General features: G+C 72.3%; 18 protein-coding genes. 13 read left to right on the plus strand and 5 right to left on the minus strand.

Annotation, left to right across the window (positions count from 1 at the left end; translation table 11 throughout):
• The first annotated feature begins 206 nt into the window (after positions 1-206).
• Genes VMF70_04620 through VMF70_04630 form a run of 3 tightly spaced genes read left to right on the plus strand, consistent with a single transcriptional unit; the run spans position 207 to position 4,065 of the window.
• Positions 207-434, plus strand: a complete 228-nt coding sequence (locus VMF70_04620) for a SelT/SelW/SelH family (seleno)protein (GenBank protein HTT67290.1) — start codon at positions 207-209, stop codon at positions 432-434.
• Positions 425-1,507 (plus strand): ATP-dependent 6-phosphofructokinase, encoded by a 1,083-nt coding sequence (locus VMF70_04625; GenBank protein ID HTT67291.1) that lies wholly within the window; start codon positions 425-427, stop codon positions 1,505-1,507. Before VMF70_04620 ends, VMF70_04625 begins: the two co-directional genes overlap by 10 nt.
• Before the next feature lie 5 nt (positions 1,508-1,512).
• On the plus strand, positions 1,513-4,065 hold the full coding sequence (locus VMF70_04630) for a DEAD/DEAH box helicase (GenBank protein HTT67292.1): 2,553 nt from the start codon (positions 1,513-1,515) through the stop codon (positions 4,063-4,065).
• Here VMF70_04630 and VMF70_04635 read toward each other — a convergent pair.
• A complete protein-coding gene (locus VMF70_04635) occupies positions 3,998-4,564 on the minus strand; it encodes a TetR family transcriptional regulator (GenBank protein ID HTT67293.1) in 567 nt (188 codons plus the stop codon). The two genes, VMF70_04630 and VMF70_04635, sit on opposite strands and share 68 nt — an antisense overlap.
• A 76-nt stretch (positions 4,565-4,640) precedes the next feature.
• Here VMF70_04635 and VMF70_04640 point away from each other — a divergent pair, with 76 nt between their 5' ends.
• The 9 genes from VMF70_04640 (at position 4,641) to VMF70_04680 (ending at position 14,452) form a co-directional block, all read left to right on the plus strand.
• Positions 4,641-5,555, plus strand: a complete 915-nt coding sequence (locus VMF70_04640) for a DMT family transporter (GenBank protein ID HTT67294.1) — start codon at positions 4,641-4,643, stop codon at positions 5,553-5,555.
• A 77-nt stretch (positions 5,556-5,632) separates the two neighbouring features.
• Positions 5,633-7,798, plus strand: coding sequence for a hypothetical protein (locus VMF70_04645; protein ID HTT67295.1), 2,166 nt, complete (start codon positions 5,633-5,635; stop codon positions 7,796-7,798).
• A gap of 34 nt (positions 7,799-7,832) precedes the next feature.
• Positions 7,833-8,333, plus strand: coding sequence for a hypothetical protein (locus VMF70_04650; protein HTT67296.1), 501 nt, complete (start codon positions 7,833-7,835; stop codon positions 8,331-8,333).
• The gene (locus tag VMF70_04655) at positions 8,330-9,454 is read left to right on the plus strand and encodes a glycosyltransferase family 4 protein (GenBank protein ID HTT67297.1); all 1,125 of its coding nucleotides are present in this window, start codon (positions 8,330-8,332) and stop codon (positions 9,452-9,454) included. Before VMF70_04650 ends, VMF70_04655 begins: the two co-directional genes overlap by 4 nt.
• Positions 9,451-10,413 (plus strand): CPBP family intramembrane glutamic endopeptidase, encoded by a 963-nt coding sequence (locus VMF70_04660; protein ID HTT67298.1) that lies wholly within the window; start codon positions 9,451-9,453, stop codon positions 10,411-10,413. Before VMF70_04655 ends, VMF70_04660 begins: the two co-directional genes overlap by 4 nt.
• Positions 10,403-11,260, plus strand: a complete 858-nt coding sequence (locus VMF70_04665; protein HTT67299.1) for a hypothetical protein — start codon at positions 10,403-10,405, stop codon at positions 11,258-11,260. Before VMF70_04660 ends, VMF70_04665 begins: the two co-directional genes overlap by 11 nt.
• A 12-nt stretch (positions 11,261-11,272) precedes the next feature.
• Positions 11,273-12,379, plus strand: a complete 1,107-nt coding sequence (locus VMF70_04670; protein ID HTT67300.1) for a glycosyltransferase family 9 protein — start codon at positions 11,273-11,275, stop codon at positions 12,377-12,379.
• Positions 12,376-13,167 carry a glycosyltransferase family 2 protein gene (locus tag VMF70_04675; protein HTT67301.1) on the plus strand — a complete coding sequence of 264 codons (792 nt, stop codon included), beginning with the start codon at positions 12,376-12,378 and terminating at the stop codon, positions 13,165-13,167. Before VMF70_04670 ends, VMF70_04675 begins: the two co-directional genes overlap by 4 nt.
• Before the next feature lie 67 nt (positions 13,168-13,234).
• The gene (locus VMF70_04680; GenBank protein ID HTT67302.1) at positions 13,235-14,452 is read left to right on the plus strand and encodes a 4-hydroxy-3-methylbut-2-enyl diphosphate reductase; all 1,218 of its coding nucleotides are present in this window, start codon (positions 13,235-13,237) and stop codon (positions 14,450-14,452) included.
• Positions 14,453-14,477: 25 nt separating this feature from the next.
• Here VMF70_04680 and VMF70_04685 read toward each other — a convergent pair whose 3' ends face one another.
• From VMF70_04685 to VMF70_04700, 4 genes are read right to left on the minus strand one after another with little or no spacing between them, the layout of a single operon-like run.
• Positions 14,478-17,717, minus strand: a complete 3,240-nt coding sequence (locus tag VMF70_04685) for an error-prone DNA polymerase (GenBank protein HTT67303.1) — start codon at positions 17,715-17,717, stop codon at positions 14,478-14,480.
• Positions 17,714-19,366 (minus strand): hypothetical protein, encoded by a 1,653-nt coding sequence (locus VMF70_04690; protein HTT67304.1) that lies wholly within the window; start codon positions 19,364-19,366, stop codon positions 17,714-17,716. Before VMF70_04690 ends, VMF70_04685 begins: the two co-directional genes overlap by 4 nt.
• On the minus strand, positions 19,263-20,033 hold the full coding sequence (locus VMF70_04695; protein HTT67305.1) for a hypothetical protein: 771 nt from the start codon (positions 20,031-20,033) through the stop codon (positions 19,263-19,265). Before VMF70_04695 ends, VMF70_04690 begins: the two co-directional genes overlap by 104 nt.
• 6 nt (positions 20,034-20,039) lie before the next feature.
• Positions 20,040-21,035, minus strand: a complete 996-nt coding sequence (locus VMF70_04700; GenBank protein HTT67306.1) for a radical SAM protein — start codon at positions 21,033-21,035, stop codon at positions 20,040-20,042.
• 321 nt (positions 21,036-21,356) lie between these two features.
• Between VMF70_04700 and VMF70_04705 the strand changes: the two genes are divergently transcribed.
• A partial coding sequence (locus VMF70_04705; protein HTT67307.1) for a DUF47 family protein occupies positions 21,357-21,892 on the plus strand: 536 nt, incomplete at its 3' end.

Here is a 21,892-nt window from a genome sequence, read left to right on the forward strand (position 1 = left end):
CCTCCCGTGAGCCCATCGTACTGACTGATCAGTCAGTCACTGCCGCTCGCCCGCGGCAGGCCTGGAGGCCTGCCTGGGGCGCGGGTCACCGTCGCGGCCTCGGAGCGTGCCCACGGTATGATCTCTTGGCTCGAACGTCAAGCAGCGGACTGTCGCGCCGGCACGCGGCGTGCTACAGTCCGTCGCGGCATTGACCGGGAGGCCAGGTGAAGATCAGCATCGAATACTGCGTCGTTTGACACTACGAATCGCGGGCCGCCGGTCTGGCGGCCGAGATTCGGCGTACTTTCCCCCCCGCCGAGGTGGTCATGATGCCATCCTCCGGCGGCGTATTCGAGGTCATGGTGGACGGCAAGCTCGTCTTCTCCAAGAAGGCGTTGAACCGACACGCGGAGCCGGGTGAGGTCCTGGAACTGATCCGCCAGTGCGCATAGCGCTTTCCACCGGCGGCGGCGACGCGCCGGGCCTCAACGCGGTCATCCGGGGCGCGGTGCTCTCGGCCGTGCACCGGGGCTGGGCCGTGTACGGGATTCAGCGCGGCTTCGGCGGGTTGTTGGGGCAGGACCGGGTCGTGGCCCTGGGCCCCGACGAGGTGCGCGGCATCACGCACGTCGGTGGGACTATTCTCGGCACCACCAACCGCGACAGTCCGTTCAAGTACCCGGTCCGCCAGCCGGATGGCACGATGAAGGAGGTCGACCGCTCCGATGAGCTGCTGGCGGCGTTTCGCGCGCACGGGTTCGATGCCCTGATCACCATCGGGGGTGACGGCAGCCTCAACATCGCCCAACAACTGTATGCGAAGGGCCTGCCGGTCGTCGGTGTCCCCAAGACGATCGACAACGACGTCGGCGGGACGCAGGCCACCTTCGGGTTCGATACCGCGGTGTCGACGGCGACCGACGCGCTGGACAAGGTGCATTCGACCGCCGAGAGCCACAGTCGGGTGATGGTGGTCGAGGTGATGGGACGGTACGCCGGCTGGATCGCGCTGCATTCCGGCGTGTCCGGCAGCGCGGACGTGATCCTGATTCCGGAGATTCCGTTCGACATCGAGAGCGTCTGTCGAAAGGTGAAGGAGCGCGAAGCACGGGGCCGGCGGTTCAGCATCGTGGTCGTCGCCGAGGGAGCGCTGCCCAAGGGTGGCTCGCGGGCCCTCAAGGGGCCGGCGGCGGCCGGAGGTGGAATGGAGCGGCTCGGCGGGATCGGCGAGCTGGTGGCGCGCGAGATCGAGCAGCGGACCGGCAAGGAGACACGGTCGCTGACGCTCGGTCACCTGCAGCGGGGCGGCACGCCGACCACGTTCGACCGCCTCCTGGCCCTGCGCTTCGGTGCCGCGGCGGTCCGTTGCGTCGCCAACAAGGTATTCGGCGTCATGGTCGCCTACCTGCCGCCCACGGTCGGGTATGTGCCCCTCAAGGACGCCCTGTCACAGCCCAAGGTCGTACCCTTGGACTCCGATACGGTGTCCACGGCGCGCGAACTCGGCATCTGCCTGGGTGACTGAGGCCGGTGCACCCCAGCCGAGACCACTACCTCCCACCTGACCGCCAAGCCTTCCACGCCGCGAGGCCGCCCACCGGCCGCGTGGTGGTCATCGCGCCGACGCGCGCCGCCTGCGAGACGATCGAAATGGCGATGGGCCTGGACATCCACACCGTGCTCGAGGCCGAGCATGGCGCGGAGATCGAGGCGCTCGCGGGTGACGGCGGGGGTTTCGGAATCGTGGCGGGCACGGGCACGGGCAAGACGCTTGGCATCCGCCGGATCGCTCGAGCCATCCTCGGCGTTCCCCTGAGGGTCGGCGTCGTCAACCGCGAACGGGAGGCGACGCCCGAGACGCCGTCGTGGAACCTCGTGATCGTGACCACGGGGATCGCGCGTCGCTGGTTCCAGGCGGGCGTGATCACGGGCGCCGACGTCGTCGTGGTGGACGAGATCCACCAGACCTCGGCCGAGCTGGAATTGTGCCTGGCGCTGGGCAAGCGGGCCGGCTGCCGGTTCATCTGGCTGTCGGCTACGGTGGACCCGGCGTTCTACGCCGGCTACCTCGATTCGACGCGGGTCATCGAAACCCGTGCGTTCGACCCGGCGCGTGCCGCGCGGGTGCGGATCCAGCCCTCGACGGTCGCGGACTTCCTGGACTCGCGCTTTCTGCGCCGGGTGGTGCGCGAGCGGCGGGGGGTCGCGGTGTTCGTGCCGACCCGGGCGGAGGTGGAGGCGGTTGCCGGGGCGGTGGGTGCCCAGTGGCCGGCCCTCACGACCGCGTTCTACCACGGCGGAGAGCCGATCCGGGTCATCCGGCCGTTCCTCGAGGGCCTCGCGCCGAAGCCGTACCTGTTGGCGATGACGGCTGCCGGGCAATCGGCGCTGAACATCGCGGGGCTCGATACCGTGGTCATACTGGACGCGCGCTACCAGAACGTGGTGGAACGCGGCCGCAACGTGCTGACCCGGACGCCGCTCGCCGCGAACGACATTCTGCAGATGGCGGGCCGCGTGCACGGCCGTGTCCGGGGCGGCGAGGTGTGGATCCTCAGCGATCGGGACCTGGCGTTCGACCGGCTGACGCCGGGCCCTCCGGAGTTCCAGCTCGCGGGTGACGTGGAGCGCGTGGCGATGACGTGCGCCGCGCTCGGCGTGAACGCCACGGACCTCGAGCTACCCGTGCCGCTGGACCGGACGGCGTACGCGGCCGCCCTCCGGCGATTGGAGGGCCGCGGCATCGTCGCGGACGGCCGGCTCACGGTCTACGGCGCGGAAGTCGAGGCATTGCCGGTGGAGCGGCCCTGGGCGGAGCTGCTCCTCCACGCGGACGCGGACCTGGTGCCGGCGGTGGCGGCGTGTTCCGGCGTCGAGTCGCTGCACCGGATGACGCGCGAGGAACGGATGCTGCGCGGCGTGATCGTGCCCGGCTCCGATCACCTGACGGTCTACAACATCTTCGCCGAGGCCGTCAATCACCACGCGGCCGTCAGCGAGGTCTACGGGCTGGCGCGGCACGTCTTCGCGGACACGGTGGCGGAATGGGCCGACCGACGCGGGGTGCTGGTGAAGGCCGTCGAGGATGCGGCACTCGGCGTGGCGTCGGTGTACCGCGCGCTCGAGATGACCCTCCCCGCCACCGTGCCCTACGCGGACGAGCGCATGCTGCGGCGCTTCCAGGACCTGATCGCGCGGATCATGCCGTTCGACCTGGTGGTCGACGAGGAGACGGCGGCCGGCGAGCCGGTGCGCGTCTCGCGCGGCTCCGTTTGCGGAGCCTGGGGCGGCGTGGCCGGGACCATTCGCTACTTTGCCGACCGGTTCGGCGTCCCGCGCGCGGCCATCGAGGGCACGCAACTGCCGTACGACCTGATGCGAAGCTACGCCCGCGTCCTCGCTCCCGAAGTGCAGTACGACGCCCGGCATCGGCGGCTGCCCCTGGTGGCGGTGCGTCGCCGCAACTATCACGGCTTCGAGCTCGAGCGCGACGTCGAGCCGCTGGAGACGATCCCTGCGGAGCTCGCCGGGCCCGCGCGGGCCGCACTGGTCGAGGCCCTGATGACGGGCGTGGCCCACCACCGGCAAGCCCGCACGCTCCGCCACACGCTGGACCTCCTCGGGGAGCTGTGGCGACGCTCGGGCGGGAAGTTGAGCGGCGTCGACGGCTCGGTGGTGCGGGCCGCCCTGGGCCGCCGGCTGGAGCGCCTGGGTCGGTTCGAGGATTTCCTCGAGGCCGACCTCGGCCTGAGCGTCGACGAGTTCGTGTCAGCCGAGGCTCGACGGGAGCTCGAGGCCCTTCCCTCGTTCGTCACCCTCGCCGGCGAGAAGTGCCCACTGGACTACGAGTTGGACGGCGGCGAAGGCATCGTGCGCGTGCGGCTCCGGGAGCGCATCGCTCGAGCGCTGAGGGACGACGAACTGCCGCGGCTCGACCGGCGGGTCGCCTTCACGCTGGTGCGGGGGAAGAACACGGCGGTGAGGGCGGATTCTCTGACCGACCTGCGTCGGGTCCTCACCGGGCGCCCGCCGACTGAGCAAGCGCGACGAGGGCGAGCCAGAAAGCATCGTAGGAAGCTCTGACGTCCGCCGCGGGCGCGCCTGCTGCGAGCGCGGCGGCGGCGCCGTCCAAGAACGTGCACACGGTTGCGGCAAGATCCTCGGCCGGGATCCCCGGCCGGGCTCCGAGCCCGGCCAGCCACCGCGGCAGCGCCGCGCCGATCCGGACCCGCTCGCGGCCGCGCTCCGAGAGCAGGGCGGCCCGGGCCTCGTGATCCTGACGCCCGAGCAGGACGAGGTCGGACCCCGTCCGCTCCGCGTTGCCGCCGAGGCTCGACCACAGGGCGTCGAGGCCGGCCAGACCCGGCGCTCCGGCCAGCGCGGCTGCCCGGCCCTCGGCGCGCCGTCGTGCCAGAGCGGCGGCGGCGGCCGCCAGCAGTCTGCGCTTGGTGGCGAAGTGGTAGTGGACGAGCGCCGTCGAGACCCGGGCAGTCCTGGCGACGGCGCCGACTGTCACCCGGCCAAGTCCGGAGGACACCAGGCAGGCGCAGGCGGCGTCGACAATGGTATCGCGCGTGGCCATGGACTCCCCGTAGTGACTGACTGATCAGTCAGTATAGCGTTGGCCTCGGCGAGGTCAAGTCAGGAGCCGGCTGTCGATGGTGCATCTGGCCATGATCGCGGTGCAGTTCTTTTTCGCCTCCATGACCATCGTGGCCAAGTTCGTGCTGCCCAGCATCTCGCCGGCCGGCATCGTGTTCTTCCGGGTCACCGGGGCAGCGCTCGCCTTCGGCCTGTTCCAGCGGGCGTGCGTTCGCGAACAGGTGAGCGACCGGAGAGACCTCGCGACGTTCGCGGGACTGGCGGTCCTCGGTGTCGTCATGAACCAGCTGCTGTTCCTGGAGGGCGTGAAGCGCACGACCGCCATCAACACGAACATCCTGGTCACGACCATGCCGGCCTTCACGCTGGCGATCGCCTTGGCGCTGGGACGGGAGCGCGCGACGTGGCCGAAGATCGGCGGGATCGTCCTCGCGGCGATCGGCGCCGTGTACCTGATCGGACCCGACCGGATCCGGCTCGATCCCACGACGACGCTCGGCAACGCGCTGGTGGCCTGCAACACGGCGTCCTACGGTGCCTACCTGGTCCTCTCCAAGAAGATGCTCGAGCGCTACCACCCGGTCACGGTCGTGACGCACGTATTCCTGTTCGGGGCCGTGATCGTCACGCCGATCGGCCTGGTGGCGCTGCGGGACGTGGATCTGACCGCGGTGCCGCCACGCGCGCTGCTCGGGCTCGCCTACATCGTGATCTGTGCGTCGCTGCTGGCCTACTATCTCTCCATCTGGGCGCTGCAGCGCACCACATCGAGCCTGGTGGCGATGTACGTGTACCTGCAGCCGGTGATGACGATCATCGGCGCGCCACTGATCCTCGGCGAGCACCTGACGATTCGCTCCGCTATCGCCGCCGTGGTCATCTTCGCGGGACTGGCCCTGGCAGCGTGGAGCGAGCCGCGCTCCGGTCGCTCCCTCGGCACGGCGTTTCGTCCACCGGCCGAGGGCGTGTAGCGCTCGAGCGGGCGGAACGGGAAACCGCGCGCGTGGCGCCGGCGTAGTGGAGGCGCTCCCGCGCGGAACGGATGCCCATGCCGATCCCGGTCGCGTTGCTGTTGACGGTGCAGCTGCAGAGCCCATTCGCCGATTCGGCGACCGCCGCCCTGATCGCGCGGGCGCGGCTGCGGCACCGCGAGCAGGACAGCGCCGTACACGACTACAGCGCCACGCTGCTCACGCGCCTCGACGCCAGTTTCGGGCGCGGCGGGTTCGCGCGTCTCGTGCCGCTCGCCGTCCAGGAGCAGCAGGCGGAGCTGCACTGGCAGGCGCCCAACGATCTGCGGATCGTGGCGCTCGGCGAGCGGTCGCGGACCGTGTTCCGGAACGCGACGATGGATGCGGGCTGGACCCGTCCCTGGTTCGTGCCGCGTTTCCTGGGCGACAGCATCCGGCTCGTGTCGGACCGCGGGTTTCCGGAGCGCGCGGCCGTCCACCCGCTCGCGCCCGGCGCGGAAGCGTACTACGCCTACGCGATCGTCGACTCGCTGCAGCTGTTCCTGCCCGGTCGCACGGTGAAGGCCATCGGCGTCCGGGTCACGCCCCTTCGCGCGGACGCGGCCTTGATCGCCGGCGAGTTGTGGCTCGACGCCGAGACCGCTGAAACCGTGCGCCTCTCGTTCGTCTTCGTCGGCAAGCGCCTGTGGGTGGACTCGATCGGCGCGACCGGCCGGGACACCAGCCGCGCGGACCGCGAGGGCGCCCTGGTGGAGCGCATCCTGCGAGTCTCGGCGGATCTCGAGTACGGGCTGTACCAGGAGCGCTACTGGCTGCCGTACCGCCAGGCGGTGACGCTCGACGTGCGTCTGCCGTGGTTCAAGAACCTCATCGTGCCGGTGCACTTCATCACGACCTTCGGGGCCGTGCGGGTCAACGAGAACCGGCCGCTTTCCTTCACCGAGCTGCCCGCGGACACGGCCCCGTCCAGGCACCGCAAGGGTCGGGAGGACGAAACGCGGCGCTGCGGAGACCAGCTGGCCGGGGGCGCGGGCGCCGACACGCTGTCGGGATCGGCCGGCGGGTGCGTGACCCAGGGTAGCTGGGCGGGTGGCCGGTTCGAGATCGACGTGCCGCCGGACACGGTGCTGCACGCGTACCGCGGCTGGAGGGATTCACTGCAGTTCGACCTCGCGCCGGGGGACGCGACGCGGCTGGAGGATCTGCGGCGCGACGTGCTCGCCACGATGGAGCGGCTGCCGGACAGCCTCACGGGCCGCCCCCGGCTCTCCGTCGCGTTCGACCGCTTCACCGACCTGTGGCGCTACAACCGGGCCGAGGGGGCCTCGCTGGGTGCGGGGTACGAATGGCGCCCAGGCGCGCCGTTCGTCTCTGTCCTCGTGCGGGCGCGGTACGCGTTCACCGACCAGCGCCTCCAGGGCGCGCTGACCCTGCGGCGCGATGCGGTGGCGTCACGGCTGGAGCTGCAGGCCTTTCGCGAGATGCGGGACGCCGACCCGCTCGCCCCCGGGCTCACGTTCTCCAATTCCGTCAGCGCGCTCGTGCTGGCGCGCGACGACGGCGACTACGTGTTCGCCCAGGGTGGCGCGCTGCGCTACCAGCGCCCGCTCGGCGTCGCCGCGGACCTGACGCTGGAGGGGAGCTACTCCGACGAGTCCGCTCCGCGGCGGCTGGCGCACAGCGGGCTCAACGAGCTGCTGGGCGGCCGTGGAGCCTTCCAGGCGAACGGCCCGGTCGCGGACGGGCGATACTGGGTTGCGCTCGCCCAGCTCGCCGGCGGCTCGCGGCCGCTGGGCTGGCGGGCGGGTGCGGAGGGCACGGCAGGCGCGCGGCGCCACGTTCGTGCGTGGGTCGCGGCGACGGCGCGATCCGGCGTGGTACGATGGCTCGACGTCACGGCTTCCGGATGGGTGGGTGCGGGCGCGGGCGACAGCCTGCCGCAACGGGATTTCCGCCTGGGCGGGGAGAAGACACTGCGGGGCTATCCTCCGGGGGCGCTCCGCGGCCCCTCCGCGTGGGCCGTGAGCCTCGACGTCGGCCTGTCGTCTCACGCCGTGAGCCCGGTGGTGTTCGCCGACGCGGGCGAGGCCGCCTCCCGGTCCGTGTCCTTCCCGGGCGCGCCCGCAACGTCGTTCGGCGCCGGGCTGTCGCTGCTCGGAGGCGCGGTGCGGCTCGATGCAGCGCGGCCGGTGGCGCCGGCGGGCCGATGGCGGTGGTCGCTGACGATCGGGGCGCGGCGCTAGGCAAGGGCTGAGCGGGCGCCTAGCTTCCCTCGCCATGCGATCGCGCATGGTCGCGAGCCTCGAGATGGTGCTGGTGGTGGTCGCCGGCTGCGGCGTGGGCCCGAGGAGCGAGGTGGGGGCGGACGGCGACCTCGAAGTTGACCGCGTGGTGGTCGGTCGCACTTCGCGGCTCCTCGACGGGCCGGCGCTCGCCGCGTACTGCGCCAACGACAGCCTTCTCACCGTCGTCGCCGTGGGTCGGAACGGGGCTGCCGGCATCGCGGTGCGCACGACCCTTCCACTGACCCGGACGAAGAGCTTCGCCGTGGCGCCGGGTCCGGCCGTGACGGCGAGCGCGGCGGTGGCCGTGCGTCTCGGGACCGGGGCAGCGCGGATCGGAATCTCCGGCAGCCTCCGGCTCGAGGGAACGACGACCGTCAGCGGGGATTTCGACGTGGCTCTGCCGGACTCGGCCGGCGCGCACCCCCGACTGACCGGGAGGCTGTCGCGGATTCCGATCCGGACCGGGCCGCGGGCGGGGTGCGGCGCGATATGAGCGCCGGCGGGACGCTGCGCGTGGTGCACGTGGACACGGAACGGACCTGGGGCGGAGGGCAGCGGCAGCTGCACGCACTGGCCACCGGTCTCCAGCGGCTCGGGCATCGCAGCTGGGTGGTGGCGCGCCCGGGGACGCAACTGTCCGACGCGTTGTGCCGGGACGGAGTGCCGGTCGTCGCCCTGGCGCCCGCGTTCGAGTGGGATCCGGTGGCCGCGGCGCGACTGAGGGCGTTGCTGCGCCGGGTCCGACCGGATGTCCTGCACGCGCACGCGGCGCATGCCGTGGCGATTTCGGCGATGGCGATCGGCCGTACGCCTACCCGACTCGTCGTGAGCCGGCGCGTGGCGCTGCCGTTGCGGGGCAACCCTCTGTCCCGGCTCAAGTACCGCTGTCCGGCGCAGTTCGTCGCGGTCTCCCAGCGGGTCCGATCGGTCCTGTGCGCGTGCGGCATCCAGCCGGACCGGATCTCCGTGGTGCACAGCGGCGTGAACGTCGCCCGGCCCGCGCGCCGCGCGAGCGTGCTCACCCTGCGCAGCCTCGGCATCGAGCCGGGGCGTCCGCTGGTGGTCATGGTCTCCGCGCTGGTGCCACCCCACAAGGACCCGGCGACCTTTCTGGCGGCGATCGCGGCGGCCCGCGTGGAGGGGAGCGACGTCCAGGCGCTGCTGGTGGGCGATGGACCCTTGGCGGCGCCGGCCCGCCGGTCGCTGTCGCGGCTCGGGCTGGACGGGGTCGTGCGCTTGACCGGCTTTCGGCCGGACGCCGTGGAGTTGCTGGCTGCGGCGGACGTCGCGGTCCTCAGCTCTCGGGACGAAGGTCTCGGCACGACACTCCTCGACGCGATGCTCGCCGGAGTACCGGTCGTGGCGACCGCCGCCGGCGGCGTGACGGAGATCGTGCGCGACGGCATCGAGGGGCTGCTCGTCCCCGTGGGCGACGGCGCCGCACTCGGCGCGGCCATACACCGCGTGCTGCACGACCGCGGGCTCCGCGAGGCGCTGGCCGCAGCGGGGCGTGAGCGGGTCAAGCGTTTCTCGATCGAACGGACCATCGGCGGGACGGTCGACGTGTACCGCTCGCTCGCGCCGGAGGGTCTGGCCGTCGGGAGGGGCGCTTGAGCCGGCGGGCGAACCTCGTCGGGTGGACCGTGGCCCTCGTCACGATGGCGGCGCTCGCGTCGTTGGGCGCGGAGGGCGACGCGAGATGGCCGTGGCTGGCCTTCGACCTCGCAGCGGCGGCGGCCTTCCTGCTCCTGCTGGTCCCGGCGGGCCGCGGCTGGGTCGGGGGACTGGTCGGCCGGCATCCCGGCCTGGCCGTGCACGTTCCGCTGGGGCTCGCTCTCTACGGCATGGTTGCGGCGTTGCTCGCGGGCGGTCACAACTGGATCAACCTGATGCTGTGGCCGATCGGTGCGGGCCTGGCGACCGTCGCCCTCGGCGTGGATCGTGCCGAGGAGCCATCGCCGGCCCGGCTGCTCATCGCGGCCGTGGCGGTGGCGGCGGTGTGGGGCATCTGGGAGCGCGGGATCCAAATCGCGGTGCCGGGCGGGACGCACCTGAGCCTCGGTCCCCTGGTTGCGCTGGCCCTCGCGCTGTTCCTGTTCGCCGTCGTGCATCCGCTGCGCACCTTCGACGTCGATCTGGATGTGGGGGCGCGCGACGTGGGCCTCGCCGTGGCAGCGGTCGCGGGCCTGGCCCTGATCGCGATCCCGCTCGGCTTCGCGATCGGGTTCCTGTCGTACCAGTCCCGGTGGCTGGGGCCGGTACACGGCCTGCTGCGGCTGTACGGTCTGGTGCTGTTCGTCGGCCTTCCGGAGGAGATGCTGTTTCGCGGCGTGATCCAGGAGGCGTTCACGCGCCTGTGGGGTCCGCGTCCAGGCTTGGTGCTGGGCGCCGTGGTCTTCGGCCTGCTGCACCTGCTCAAGCACCCGTCGCATCCCAACTGGGGCTACGGCCTGCTGGCCACGGCCGCCGGCCTGGCCTACGGCTGGGTCTATCAGCGGACCGGAAAGCTGGCCGCCGCCGCGATCACCCACGGGTGCGTGGATTGGATCTGGAGCATGTTCCTTGGGGCGTGAGGTACCGGTCTCGGGCTTCACCATCATCCGCAGCGCGCCCGGCTACGCGTATCCCATCGGGGAATCCCTGAGCTCGCTGATGCCGCTCGTGGAGGAGGTCGTCGTCGTCGCGCAGCGGAACGACCCCGCGCTCGCGGTCGTCCGCGGCTTGGCCGACGAGCGCATCACGGTCGTGGAGTCCGACTGGGACGATGGCCCGGACCTCGGTGGCCGGACGCTGGCGCGCGAGACCAACCGGGCGCTCGCACGGTGCCGCTGCCGATGGGCGCTGTACCTGCAGGCCGACGAGGTGCTGCACGAGGCCGACTACGACGCCATCCGGACGGCACTCGCGCGCCACGACGCCTCCGAGCGAGTGGACGCCTTGACGTTCCGGTTCTTGCACTTCGAGGGCTCGTACGGCTACGTGAACCCGCTCCGGTACCGGCGCCAGTGCAGGCTGGTGCGCAACGACGGCCGGCTGCAATCGGTGCGCGACGCGGCCGGCTTCGGCCGGCTCGACGGGCACCGGCTGCGTACTCGGCGGAGCGGCGCGCGCGTCTTCCACTACGGCTGGGCGGCGGCCCCGGCCGAGCTGAAGGCGAAGACGCTGGCCCTGGCGCGCCTGTATCACGACGAGGAGTACGTGAGCCGGCGGTGGGCCCCGGTACCCGCGGACGCCATCGGCAGCGTGGAGCTGGCGTTCCGCTGGAGCGGGCGGCATCCGGCCGTGATGCGGGAGCGCGTCGCGCGGCAGGACTGGCAGGTGAGTTCCGCCCGGAGGCCGCGCTTCGGCACGCCGCTGGCGAGCGTCCGCTTCTACGCCGCCTGGCTGCGGAAATGGGGACTGTTGCGGCGGCGGCGGTGACTGCGAGGTGAGATGGCCGGGTTGCTGAAGCGCGCGCGCCAGGGCGTCAAACGGCCGCTCCAGACGCTGTTCGCCGCGGCGTTGACGCTGCCGCTGGACCGCCGCTCCCGGACGGTGCGCGATCTGGACGGGCTCGAGCCGGGGACGATTCTGCTGTCGCGTACCGACCGGATCGGCGATCTGCTGTGCTGCTCGCCGTTGCTCCTCGCGCTGCACCAGCGCTGGCCGCGCGCCCGAATCGTGCTCGTTCCGGGGCGGAAGAACCGCGCGGTTCTCGAGGGCCTGCCCTTCGTGGAGGAAGGGCCCGTCTTCCGACGGGACCCGCGCAGCTGGGCGGAGCTGGCCTGGCGTCTCGGCCACGTCAGGTGGGATCTGTACGTGAGCCTCCGCGCGGAGTCGATGGCCGGCGCCTGGATCGGCGCCTGGAGCCGTGCCCCGGTCCGGATGGCGACGCACCGCACCTACGCCCACCCCGGGTGCAACCTGATCCTCGGGGTAGACGACTACCATCAGACGACGCGTTACTGTCGCGCAGCGGCGGCGATCGGCCAGCCGCCGGCCGCGGTCCGACCCGTGTTCCAGGTCCCGGCGGACGCCGAGCGGCGAGTCGCGGAGATGCTGCCGGCGCTCCTGCCGTCCGACGGCCGGCCGATCGTCGGCGTGCAGATTCCTCATCGGAGCGCGAGGCGGTACACGGTGCGGGCGTGGCCGGAGGACAAGGTGGTGGCACTGGTGCAGGCGCTGACGGACGACGGCTGCCGGGTGGTGCTTTGCGGCATGGGGCCCGAGCGGGTGGAGGCGCAGTCCGTGCAGGCGCGGATACCGGAGGCGGTGGTGCCCCCGCCGGTGCCGCTGGCGGTGTTCGCTGCGCTGCAGCGTCGCTTCGCCGTCTTCGTGTCGCCATTCACGGGGACCGTGCACCTGGCGGACGCCGTTGGCGTGACCGTCGTCGCCTACGGGCTGGAGGACCAAGTTCGCGGCTGGGGGGTCGTCGGACCGTCGCACCGCAACATCGGCGCGCCGCGCGTGAGCGACATCCCCGTCGCGACCGTGCTGGAGGCGGCGCGGGCGGCCCTGGCGGGCGCGGCCGTCCGGGCGGGGAAAGGACCGGGCACATGACCGTCTCCGCGAACGGACCGAGACTCAGCGTCATCCTCATCACGCTCGACGAGGAGGAGAGGCTTCCGGCGTGTCTGGGGAGCGTCGAGGGCCTGGCCGACGAGATCGTGGTCGTGGACACGGGCTCGCGGGACCGAACCGTCGAGATCGCTCGACAGGCCGGCGCCCGAGTGGAGCACATCGCGCGCAGTGAGTTCCGGGGTCACGGCAAATCGAAGCAACGGGCGCTGGACCTCGCGACCGGGGCGTGGGTCCTGCTGCTCGACGCGGACGAGCGTCTCACGCCGGCGCTGCGCGAGGAGATCCGTACCCTCCTGGCGGGACGGCCGGCGGTGGACGGCTACTGGATCCGCCGCGACGTGTACTACCTCGGCAAGCGGATGCGGTGGGGCGGGCTCGGCCACGACTGGGTGATCCGGCTGTTCCGGCGCGAGCGCGGGCGGTGCACGCCGGCACCGGTGCACACGGGGGTCGAGGTGGATGGCGTGACGGCCCGCCTGGCGGGCACGATCGAGCATCACACCGTGCGGACGGTGCCGGAGCACCTGGTGAAGGTCGAGCGCTACGGGTCCATTCGGACAGCGGACTTCGCGGCCCGGGGCCGTACCTACCGCGCCACGGACTGGCTCCGCATGCCGGTGGAATTCGTGCTGCGGGCGTTCGTGCGCCTCGGTGTGCTGGACGGCACGCGCGGGATCGTGTGGGCGACCATCTCCGCCTACGAGAAGTGGCTGCGCTACGCGATGTTGATCAACCGGCCGCCGGACCGGCGCGGCCCGGCCCGCTAGGGTGCCGCAGGGTGATCCCTTCGCACCTGCCGGAGGCGGCCCGCCGCGGCTAGATTCGCGCATTCCCGTGGAACAGACCTATTTCCGCAAGGGATTCGGCCTCAAGGGCGAGATCCAGGGCGCGCTGACGGACGACTACCACAGCGCCGTGGTGGACGAGGTCCGCTCCCGGGGGCACACGCTCACGCTGGGCGACCTCACGGTCCGGCTCGCGCAGGAGTTCGGTTTCTGTTACGGCGTCGACCGGGCCGTGGAGTACGCCTACGAGACGCGGGCGAAGTTCCCCGGGAAGCGGATCTTCCTCGTGGGCGAGATCATCCACAACCCGCACGTGAACGCGAAGCTGGCCGGCATGGGGATCGTCATCATCGCCCGGAGCGCCGCGGGCGAATTCGACTTCGCACCCGTGTCGGCGGACGACGTCGTGATCCTGCCGGCGTTCGGCGTGACGCGCGAGGACTTCGAGCGACTGCGCACCCTCGGCTCGATCTTGGTGGACACGACCTGCGGATCGGTGCTCAACGTCTGGAAGCGGGTCGAGAGCTATGCCCGGGACGGGTTCACCGCGATCATCCACGGCAAGTACCAGCACGAGGAGACGCGCGCGACGGCGTCGCAGGTCACCGACCAGCCGGGCGGGCGGTATCTCGTGGTGCGGGACATGGCGGAGGCGCGCCTGGTCTGCGACTTCATCGAGCGCGGCGACGCGTCCGGCGCGGAGACCCTGCGCGCGAGGTTCGGTGCGGCGGCCTCGCCGGGCTTCGACCCGGCGCACGACTTGGAGCGCATCGGCATCGCGAATCAAACCACGATGCTGTCCACGGAGTCGCTGGCGATTGCCGCGGAGCTGCGACGCGCCATGACCAGCCGCCACGGCGTCGGCAAGCTGGGCGAGCACTTCCGCAGCTTCGACACCATCTGTTCGGCGACCCAGGACCGGCAGGACGCGGTGCTGCGGCTGCTGCAGGACTCGGTGGACGTGATGGTGGTGATCGGCGGCTACAACTCGAGCAACACGAACCACCTGGCCGCGCTGTGCGCCGAGCGGCTGCCGACCTATCACATTGAGGACGCCTCGTGCATCGATGCGGCGTCCGGGACCATCCGCCACAAGCCGGTGGGTGGGCACCAGGAAGCGGAAATCGGCGGCTGGCTCGGCGCCGGGGGAGAGCGGCGGATCGTCGGCGTGACGGCCGGCGCCTCGACGCCGAACAACAAGGTGGGGGAGACGATCGAGCGGATCTTCGCCACGCGCGGGATCGCCCTGGGCGAGGCGCTGGCGTGAGGCGGCGGGCGGCCGGGCTCGCCCTTCAGTGAAAATCGTGTGACGTGACGAACGCGGCCCCCGCCTCGGGGCGCGGCGCCGCGAACTGCTTGCCACGGATGTTGAGCACTCCCTGCTCCTCCTGCAGCACGCCGCTCACCAGCAGGAGTGGAGACCGCCGCACCAGTCGCTTGTGCTCCTCGAACAGCTTCGGCGTGATGACGACGTTGGCGAGGCCGGTCTCGTCTTCCAGCGTCACGAAGCAGAATCCCTTGGCCGTGCCGGGCCGCTGGCGGCAGATCACGAGTCCGGCGACCGTGACCCAGTCGCCGTCGCGGCGGCGCTCGAGCTCGGCGGCGGGGATGGCGCCCAACCGAGCCACCGCGCGACGCAGGTGGCGCATCGGGTGTCCGGCCGGGGAGAGACCGGTCACCCGGTAGTCCGCCTCGGTGAGCTCGACCGGCGTCAGGGCCGGCACGGGCGCGGCGCGCCGGTCCTGGGCCACCGGGGCCAGGGGGCCGGCCGCACCGCGGGTGTGCTTCAGCACCTCCCACAGGGCCGAGCGGCGATTCGGCCACAGGCCGTCGAACGCGCCGGCCTCGGCGAGCGCGCGCAGCTGCGGCACGGCCAGCCCGCTTTCGTGCACCCACCCTTCGAGGGATGCAGGGCGGGCGTCGGCGAGCAGCGGCTCGAGCCGCTCGCGGGCCTTGCTGCCGAGGCCGGCCACCTGCCGGAAGCCGATGCGGAGTGCACCGTTCTCGATCGAGCAATCCCACGCGCTGCGCATCACGTCGACGCCGCGGACCTCGACGCCGTGCCGCTTCGCGTCCTCCACGATGGTGCCGGGGGCGTAGAACCCCATCGGCTGCGCGTTGAGGAGCGCGCAGGCGAATTCCGCCGGGTAGTAGAGCTTGAGCCAGGCGGAGGCGTACACGAGGAGCGCGAAGCTGGCGGCGTGGCTCTCGGGGAAGCCGTAGTCGGCGAAGGCGGAGATCTGGTTGAAGATGCGGCGTGCGACGTCGGGCTCGATGCCGTTCGCCGCCATGCCGTCCACCAGCTTGCCGCAGATCTTCGCCATCCGCTCGTGCGAGCGCTTGTGCCCCATCGCCCGCCGCAGCTCGTCGGCCTCGCCCGGGGTGAAGCCGGCGGCGGCGATCGCGACCTGCATCCCCTGCTCCTGGAAGAGCGGCACGCCGAGGGTGCGCTCGAGGATCGGCTCGAGTGAGGGGTGCGGATAGGTGACCGGCTCGAGCCCGGCGCGGCGTCTGAGGTAGGGGTGCACCATCTCGCCCTGGATGGGGCCGGGGCGGATCAGGGCGACCTCGACCACGAGATCGTAGAAGGCGCGCGGCGCGAGGCGCGGCAGGGTGTTCATCTGCGCGCGGGACTCGACTTGGAAGACGCCGATCGTATCGGCGCGGCAGAGCAGGTCGTACACGGCGGGATCGGTCATCGGCAGCCTGGCGAGATCCACCGAGACGCCGCGGTGCAGGCGAATGAGCTGGATCGCCTTCTGAATCATCGTGAGCATTCCGAGGCCCAGCAGGTCGATCTTGATGAGGCGCACGGGATCGAGGTCGTCCTTGTCCCACTGGATCACCGTGCGTTCGGGCATCGCCGCCGGCTCGATGGGCACGACGTCGGCCAGCGGCTCGGCGGTGAGGACGAAGCCGCCCACGTGGATGGAGCGGTGGCGCGGCAACTGGTGGAGGCCGCGCACCACCTCGGCCAGCATCCGCACCCGGTGGTCCGCGGGATCGAGGTCCGCGGCCGCCGCGCCGCCCGCGAGCAGCTTCTCCCCGGCCTCGCGCGCGCCGTCGCGGTCCGCCTCGTCGGCGAGCTTCTCCGCTTGCTGCACGGAAAAGCCGAGCACGCGGGCGGCGTCCCGCACCGCCGCGCGGCCGCGGTAGGTGATCGCCTCGCACACCATCGCGGCGTGGTCGCGCCCGTAACGCCGGTAGACGTACTGGAGCACCTGCTCGCGGTCGTTGTGGGCGAAGTCGATGTCGATGTCGGGCGCCTCGCGCCGGTCCTCGGAGAGGAAGCGCTCGAACAGCAGCTCCATCCCGATCGGATCGATGGCGGTGATGCCGAGACAGTAGCAGACCGCGGAGTTCGCGGCGGAGCCGCGGCCCTGGGCGAGGACGCCGAGCCGGTTGGCCTCGCGCACGATGTCCCAGACGATGAGGAAGTAGCCGGCCAGCTGGAGCCGCCGGATCACGTCCAGCTCGTGCCGGAGCTGCGCCTGGTGCCGCGCGGTGAGCCGCTCGCCGTAGCGCTCGCGCGCGCCCGACCCGACCAGCGCGGCGAGATGGTCGTCGGCCGAAACGCCGGGTGGCGTGGGAAAGACGGGCAGGGTCGGCGTGAGCGCCGCCATCCGGAACGCGCACCGCTCGGCCACCTCGCGCGTGGCGGCGACGCCCTCGGGGTAGTGCCGCCAGCGGTGGGCGATCCGGTCCGGGCGCTTGAGATGCCACTCGCCGTTGGGCCTGAGAAGCGTGCCGGCCAGATCGAGCGTGGTCCGGTGTCGCAGGCAGGTCAGGACGTCGTGCACCAGCCGGCCCCTGGGCGTGGCGTAATGGACGTCGTTGGTGACCAGCCAGGGCAGATCGAGCGAGCCCGCGAGCGCGACCAGCCGGGGGACGACGGCGCGCTCCGAGGCGAGCGCGTGATCCCAGCACTCGACGGCCACGCGTCCGCCGAACACCTCCGCGAGCCTGCCGAGCCGGTCGCGCGCGCCGGCCTCGTCGTCCCGGGCAAGGCGCTGCGGGACGTCGCCGAACGGACAACCGGTGAGACAGAACACGCCCGCGGCGTAGCGCTCGACCTCGTCCCACGGGGCGGCGGGCGTCCCGCGCTCGCCGCTCCGCGCCAGGGTGACGAGGCGGGAGAGATTGCGGTAGCCGGACTGGTCCATCGCGAGGAGGGTGAGGTGCGAGGTCGACGCGGGTGCACCTTCGATGCGCCCCGGCGTCCCCGGGGCCGCGCGACCGCCCGGCTCGCCGACGGTCAACTCCAGACCGACGATCGCCTCGACGCCGTGCTCCTTGCCGGCCTCGGCCCAGCGCACTGCGCCGCCGAGATCGTCATGGTCGGTGAGCGCGACGGCGGTCAGACCGACGGCGGAGGCTCGCGCGATCAGCGCCTCGGGATTCGACGCGCCGTCCAAGAGCGAGAAGCCGCTGTGGCAGTGCAGCTCGACGTAGTCGCTGCGGGGCGAAGCCGCGGACCGCGCGTCCGCGCGGCTGCGCCCGGCGAGTGCGGCCGCGCGTCCAGGCGCCGTCAATCCAACCATCCCTCGAGAAACCACTGGTCGGGATGGCCGCGGTAGAGCAGCCACAGCGCGCCGTCGGCGGTGCGAGCCGCGTAGTAGTCGCGCGGGCCGGATGGCTCGCCCGCCGGGCCGGGGCCGTCGTGCCGCCACCACCGGGGGGCGAGGCGCTCGGGACCGCACCACTCGGCGACGTCGTGCCAGTGGTCGCCGTGCTTGAAGGCAGCGAGCCCCGATCGTCCGAGCCGCACGTGGACGGGCGTGGGCACGGAGAGCGTCCGCAGTGCGGTGACGACCGTTTCCCCGTCTCCGGCGGGCAGACGCCGGCCGTGGCGCTGCCCGTCCGGCCGCGCGGGCGTCCAGGCGCCCTGGTCCGCTGGCAGGTGGCCGTCACGCACTTCCGGGACGGCGACGGCGTCGAGTCCCTCGCTGCCGCGGATCCGGTCGAAAGCGGCGGCCAGGGCAGAGGGGTCGGCCCAGCGCGGCGCCAGGAGATCGCCCTGCTCGCCGGAAGCGGGCACGGTGACGGCGGCGGAGAGACGAAGCGCGGTGGCGGGCTCGGGCAGCTGCCACCCTTCCAACGCCAGGCGGCAGTGGTCGAACAGGGCGTCGGGATGCGAGGTGGGCCGTGCGGGCCGCACCGCGCGCTCCGCCGCGGTGCCGTCGTCGAGCTGGAGCGCGAGCGCGATCTCGCGCGCGGCGAGCCCCCGGGCGTGGAGGGCCTCGCTCAACGACGCCAGCGCGCCCTTCAGCACGAAGAGCAACGGCTCCGCGGTGGCGACCGGCCCGCCCAGCTCGACTTCGACGACGGGAAGCGCATCGTCGCGGGGCGTGGAGGGTCCGCGCGAATCGCGGCCGCGCGCCAGCCGGTGGGCGGCCAGCCCCTCGGGACCGAAGCGGGCCTCGACCTCGTCGGCGTCGAGGGCGGCGAGCTGGCCGAGGTTCACGAGACCCAGGCTCCGCAGCGTCTCGGCGAGGTCGTCGTCCAGGTCGAGCAGGGTGACGGGGAAGGGCGCGAGGTACCGGGCGTCGGCGCCGGGCGGCACGATCCGCGGCCGCACCGCGGCGTCGGCGGGCCTTCGTGGGTCCGCGCGTCCCCCGTAGGTGGCGGCGTAGGCGGCGATGGCGGAGTCCGCGACGCCGGCGCGGGCGGGACCGAAGCCGAGGCCGCCCGCGATGGCGACGAGCTTGCCGGCAAGCCTGGCTTCGCTGCCCAACCCCGCGGCGTCGATCCACCACAACCCCGCGCCACCCCGCCCCGTTGCCAGACGGCCAGACGGCAAGGAGCTCATCCCCGCGCAGGAAACCCGCGGGCTCGCGGCCAGGAAGGCGGTGGTGACCTCGAGGGCGGCGCGCGCGATGCGCTCCTCGTCCCACGGCAGCGCGACCAGGCCGGCGGCGAGCGCCGTGGCCTCGGCGAGCGCCATGCCGGCGGTGACGCCGCGGGCCTGGGCCTCGCGGCTCGTGGCCACGACGCGGGGCTTGCCGCGCAGCTCGACGACGGCGACGACCGGCTCGCTGGGGCGGGGGTCGGGGCCGTCGGCCGCACTCGTCGCGCCGCTACTTTCGCGCCTTGCGCTCGGGCCGCCGGTCGGCGCGCTCCGGAGCGCGCCGATCGCGAACCGCCCAATGCGGACGCAGGCGATCCGGCAGGGGGACGCCAACGACCACCTCCGCGGCGCGCGGGGCGCCGCCCTTCAGCGTGGTGACGCGGAGCCGCCGCGCCGCCGGCCACGCGCCGCCCCAGCCGGGGAGCGCGGGGATGAAGCCGGGGCCGCGCACCGACGGCTCGACCGCCAACACCACCGCCGCTCCGTACCCCGGCAACTGGAAACCACTGGCAACTTGCCGTCGTGCCGTCTGCGCAACCCGTATCACCAGTGCACTGTCCTTGTCGTGCGCCAGTCGCTGCAGTCGCACGGCGACGCGGCGCACCGGCGCCGGCACGCGGTCCACGATCACCAGCCCGAAGGCGCCGGTCCGGAGCAGGACGTCGGCGCACCACCAGGCGCTCTCGTGCGCCCTGGGCCGGACGACCCAGAACGGGCCGAGGGCGGCGAGGTGGGCGGCGGCCTGGGGCGCGAGCGAGCGCTCCGCGTCCACGAGGGCCACGCCCTCATCGGAGCGGAGCGTCGCCTCCGCGAGGGCGAGGAGGAGCGTCGTGCCGCCGCTCCCCAGGGGCGCATCGAGGGCGGTGATCTGCCCGCGCGGCACGCCGGAGGGGAATGCGGCATCGAGCGCCGCGATCCCGAACCGGAGTCCCGGGCGGGTGACGGGGACGAGCCGCCGGAGCTGCTCGGGAAAGGCGAGCTGCAGGCGCGGCGAGGTCATGGCGCACTACAGCGGCAGGACCCACTGGCCGAGGTCGTCGAGGGCCTGGGACCGGCGGCGGTATCGCCCCGCGGCCGCCTCGTCCTCGGCCCACGTGGGGAACCCCGACTCCCGTTGCAGCCGCGCGACCCGTCGCTCGAGCGCAACGGCGTACGCTTCGCTGACGGCGCCGCGCGCGTCGAACGCCCGCTCGTAGCGCGCGAGCAGCGCCGGGAAGTGCCGCGCGACGACCGGCAGGAAGACCGGCCTCACGGCCGGATAGAGCCGCAACGGCGAGGCGTGGACGAACGCCGCGCCCACGTCCTTGGCCGCGCGCATCAGGGCACGCAGCTGGGCCACGCCATCGGTCACGCCCGGCAGGACCGGCGCGATCATCACGCCCGCCGAGACGCCGGCCGCCGCGAGCTTCTCCACCGCGCGCAGGCGCACTGGCGGCATCGGGGAGCGCGCTTCGAGCTTCTTGATGAGCGGCACGTCGGTCGTGATGAGCGAGAGGTACACGGTGAGCCGGCTCCGCTCCGCCAGGCGCGCGAGCACGTCCAGGTCCCGCGCCACCAGCGGTGACTTGGTGACGAGGCTGACGTTGAGACCGTGAAACTGCGCCAGCCGCTCCAGGATCCGCCGGGTGAGCCGGAACCGCCGCTCGGCGGGCTGGTAGGGATCGGTCGCCGTCCCGATCGCGATCGCCGCGTCCCCCAGGCGGGACGGCTTCAGGGTGAGCGCCAGCACGTCCGGCGCCTCGCTCTTGACGAAGACCTGATGCTCGAACGCTGCGTCGTCCCACGAAGCGGCGCCGAGCCCGCCGCCGTCGCGGCCGCGCTCGACCACGTAGCGGTGGGCGAAGCGGGCGAAGCAGTAGGTACACCCGAACTCGCAGCCGACGTAGGGATTCAGCGACCAGAATCCCATCCCCGTCTGCTGCGGCGAGTTGAGGATGGACTTGATCGGGAGGCGCACGAAGCTGGTGCCGCGCCGCCGCTGGTCCAGGAGTGCCCAGCTCACCCGCAACGTCCCCATCCGCAGACCGGGCAATACTGACACCCCGAAGCGCGCACGAGGGAATTTCCGCAGTCCGGGCACCCGCCGGACGGCAACTTGGCCTGCCCTTGCTTGTCGTCGGCAAGACGTTGATCTGCAGTGTCTTCCATACGGCAACCACCGATGGCTTTCGGGTTTTCTTCGGTTACATAACCGAATATATACCGATGTGCGTTGCGCGCAAGGCGGTGGATGCCGGCGCCCCCGAATCACCAGCAACGGTTCCACATTGGCCGCAATGCCGGCTCACGGCTATTTTCCGCCCGCCTTTTCCGGGGAGTGGTCGTGCCGTTCAGCTTGTTGCCGAGGGAAGAGGAGTTCTTCGACCTGTTCATCCAGGTCGCGCGCCGCAGCAAGGAGGCGGCCGAGCACCTGGTCGGGCTGTTCACCACGCCGGAGCGTGCGCCCTATCACGCCGAGCAGATCAAGCGGCTCGAGCACGAGTGCGACCAGATCACCCACGAGGTCGTGAACCGGCTCGACCGCACCTTCATCACGCCGATCGACCGCGAAGACATCTACCGCCTGGCGTCGGACCTGGACGAGGTGATCGACGTGATCGACGGGGTGGCGAGGCGGGCGCAGATCTTCCGGGTGGGCGCCGCCCCCGAGGGGGTCAAGCAGCTGACCGACGTGATCCATCGGGCGGTGGGCACGCTGGCGCTCGGGGTCGAGGAACTGCGCAAGAAGGACGGCGTGATGCAGCACTGCATCGAGGCGAAGCGGCTGGAGGAGGAGGCCGACTCGCTCTACCACGCCTCGCTGGGCCGGCTGTTCGAGACGGAGACGAATGCCATCGAGGTGATCAAGTGGAAGGAGAT

The organism is Gemmatimonadales bacterium (assembly GCA_035502185.1).
Classification (GTDB): domain Bacteria; phylum Gemmatimonadota; class Gemmatimonadetes; order Gemmatimonadales; family JACORV01; genus Fen-1245.

Excerpts from the sequence above, each read along its gene's own strand:
- VMF70_04645 (HTT67295.1), top strand. The coding sequence starts at position 5,633 with ATGCCGATCCCGGTCGCGTTGCTGTTGACGGTGCAGCTGCAGAGCCCA.
- VMF70_04635 (HTT67293.1), bottom strand. The coding sequence starts at position 4,564 with ATGGCCACGCGCGATACCATTGTCGACGCCGCCTGCGCCTGCCTGGTG.
- VMF70_04675 (HTT67301.1), top strand. The coding sequence starts at position 12,376 with ATGACCGTCTCCGCGAACGGACCGAGACTCAGCGTCATCCTCATCACG.
- VMF70_04650 (HTT67296.1), top strand. The coding sequence starts at position 7,833 with ATGCGATCGCGCATGGTCGCGAGCCTCGAGATGGTGCTGGTGGTGGTC.
- VMF70_04640 (HTT67294.1), top strand. The coding sequence starts at position 4,641 with ATGGTGCATCTGGCCATGATCGCGGTGCAGTTCTTTTTCGCCTCCATG.
- VMF70_04670 (HTT67300.1), top strand. The coding sequence starts at position 11,273 with ATGGCCGGGTTGCTGAAGCGCGCGCGCCAGGGCGTCAAACGGCCGCTC.
- VMF70_04655 (HTT67297.1), top strand. The coding sequence starts at position 8,330 with ATGAGCGCCGGCGGGACGCTGCGCGTGGTGCACGTGGACACGGAACGG.
- VMF70_04695 (HTT67305.1), bottom strand. The coding sequence starts at position 20,033 with ATGACCTCGCCGCGCCTGCAGCTCGCCTTTCCCGAGCAGCTCCGGCGG.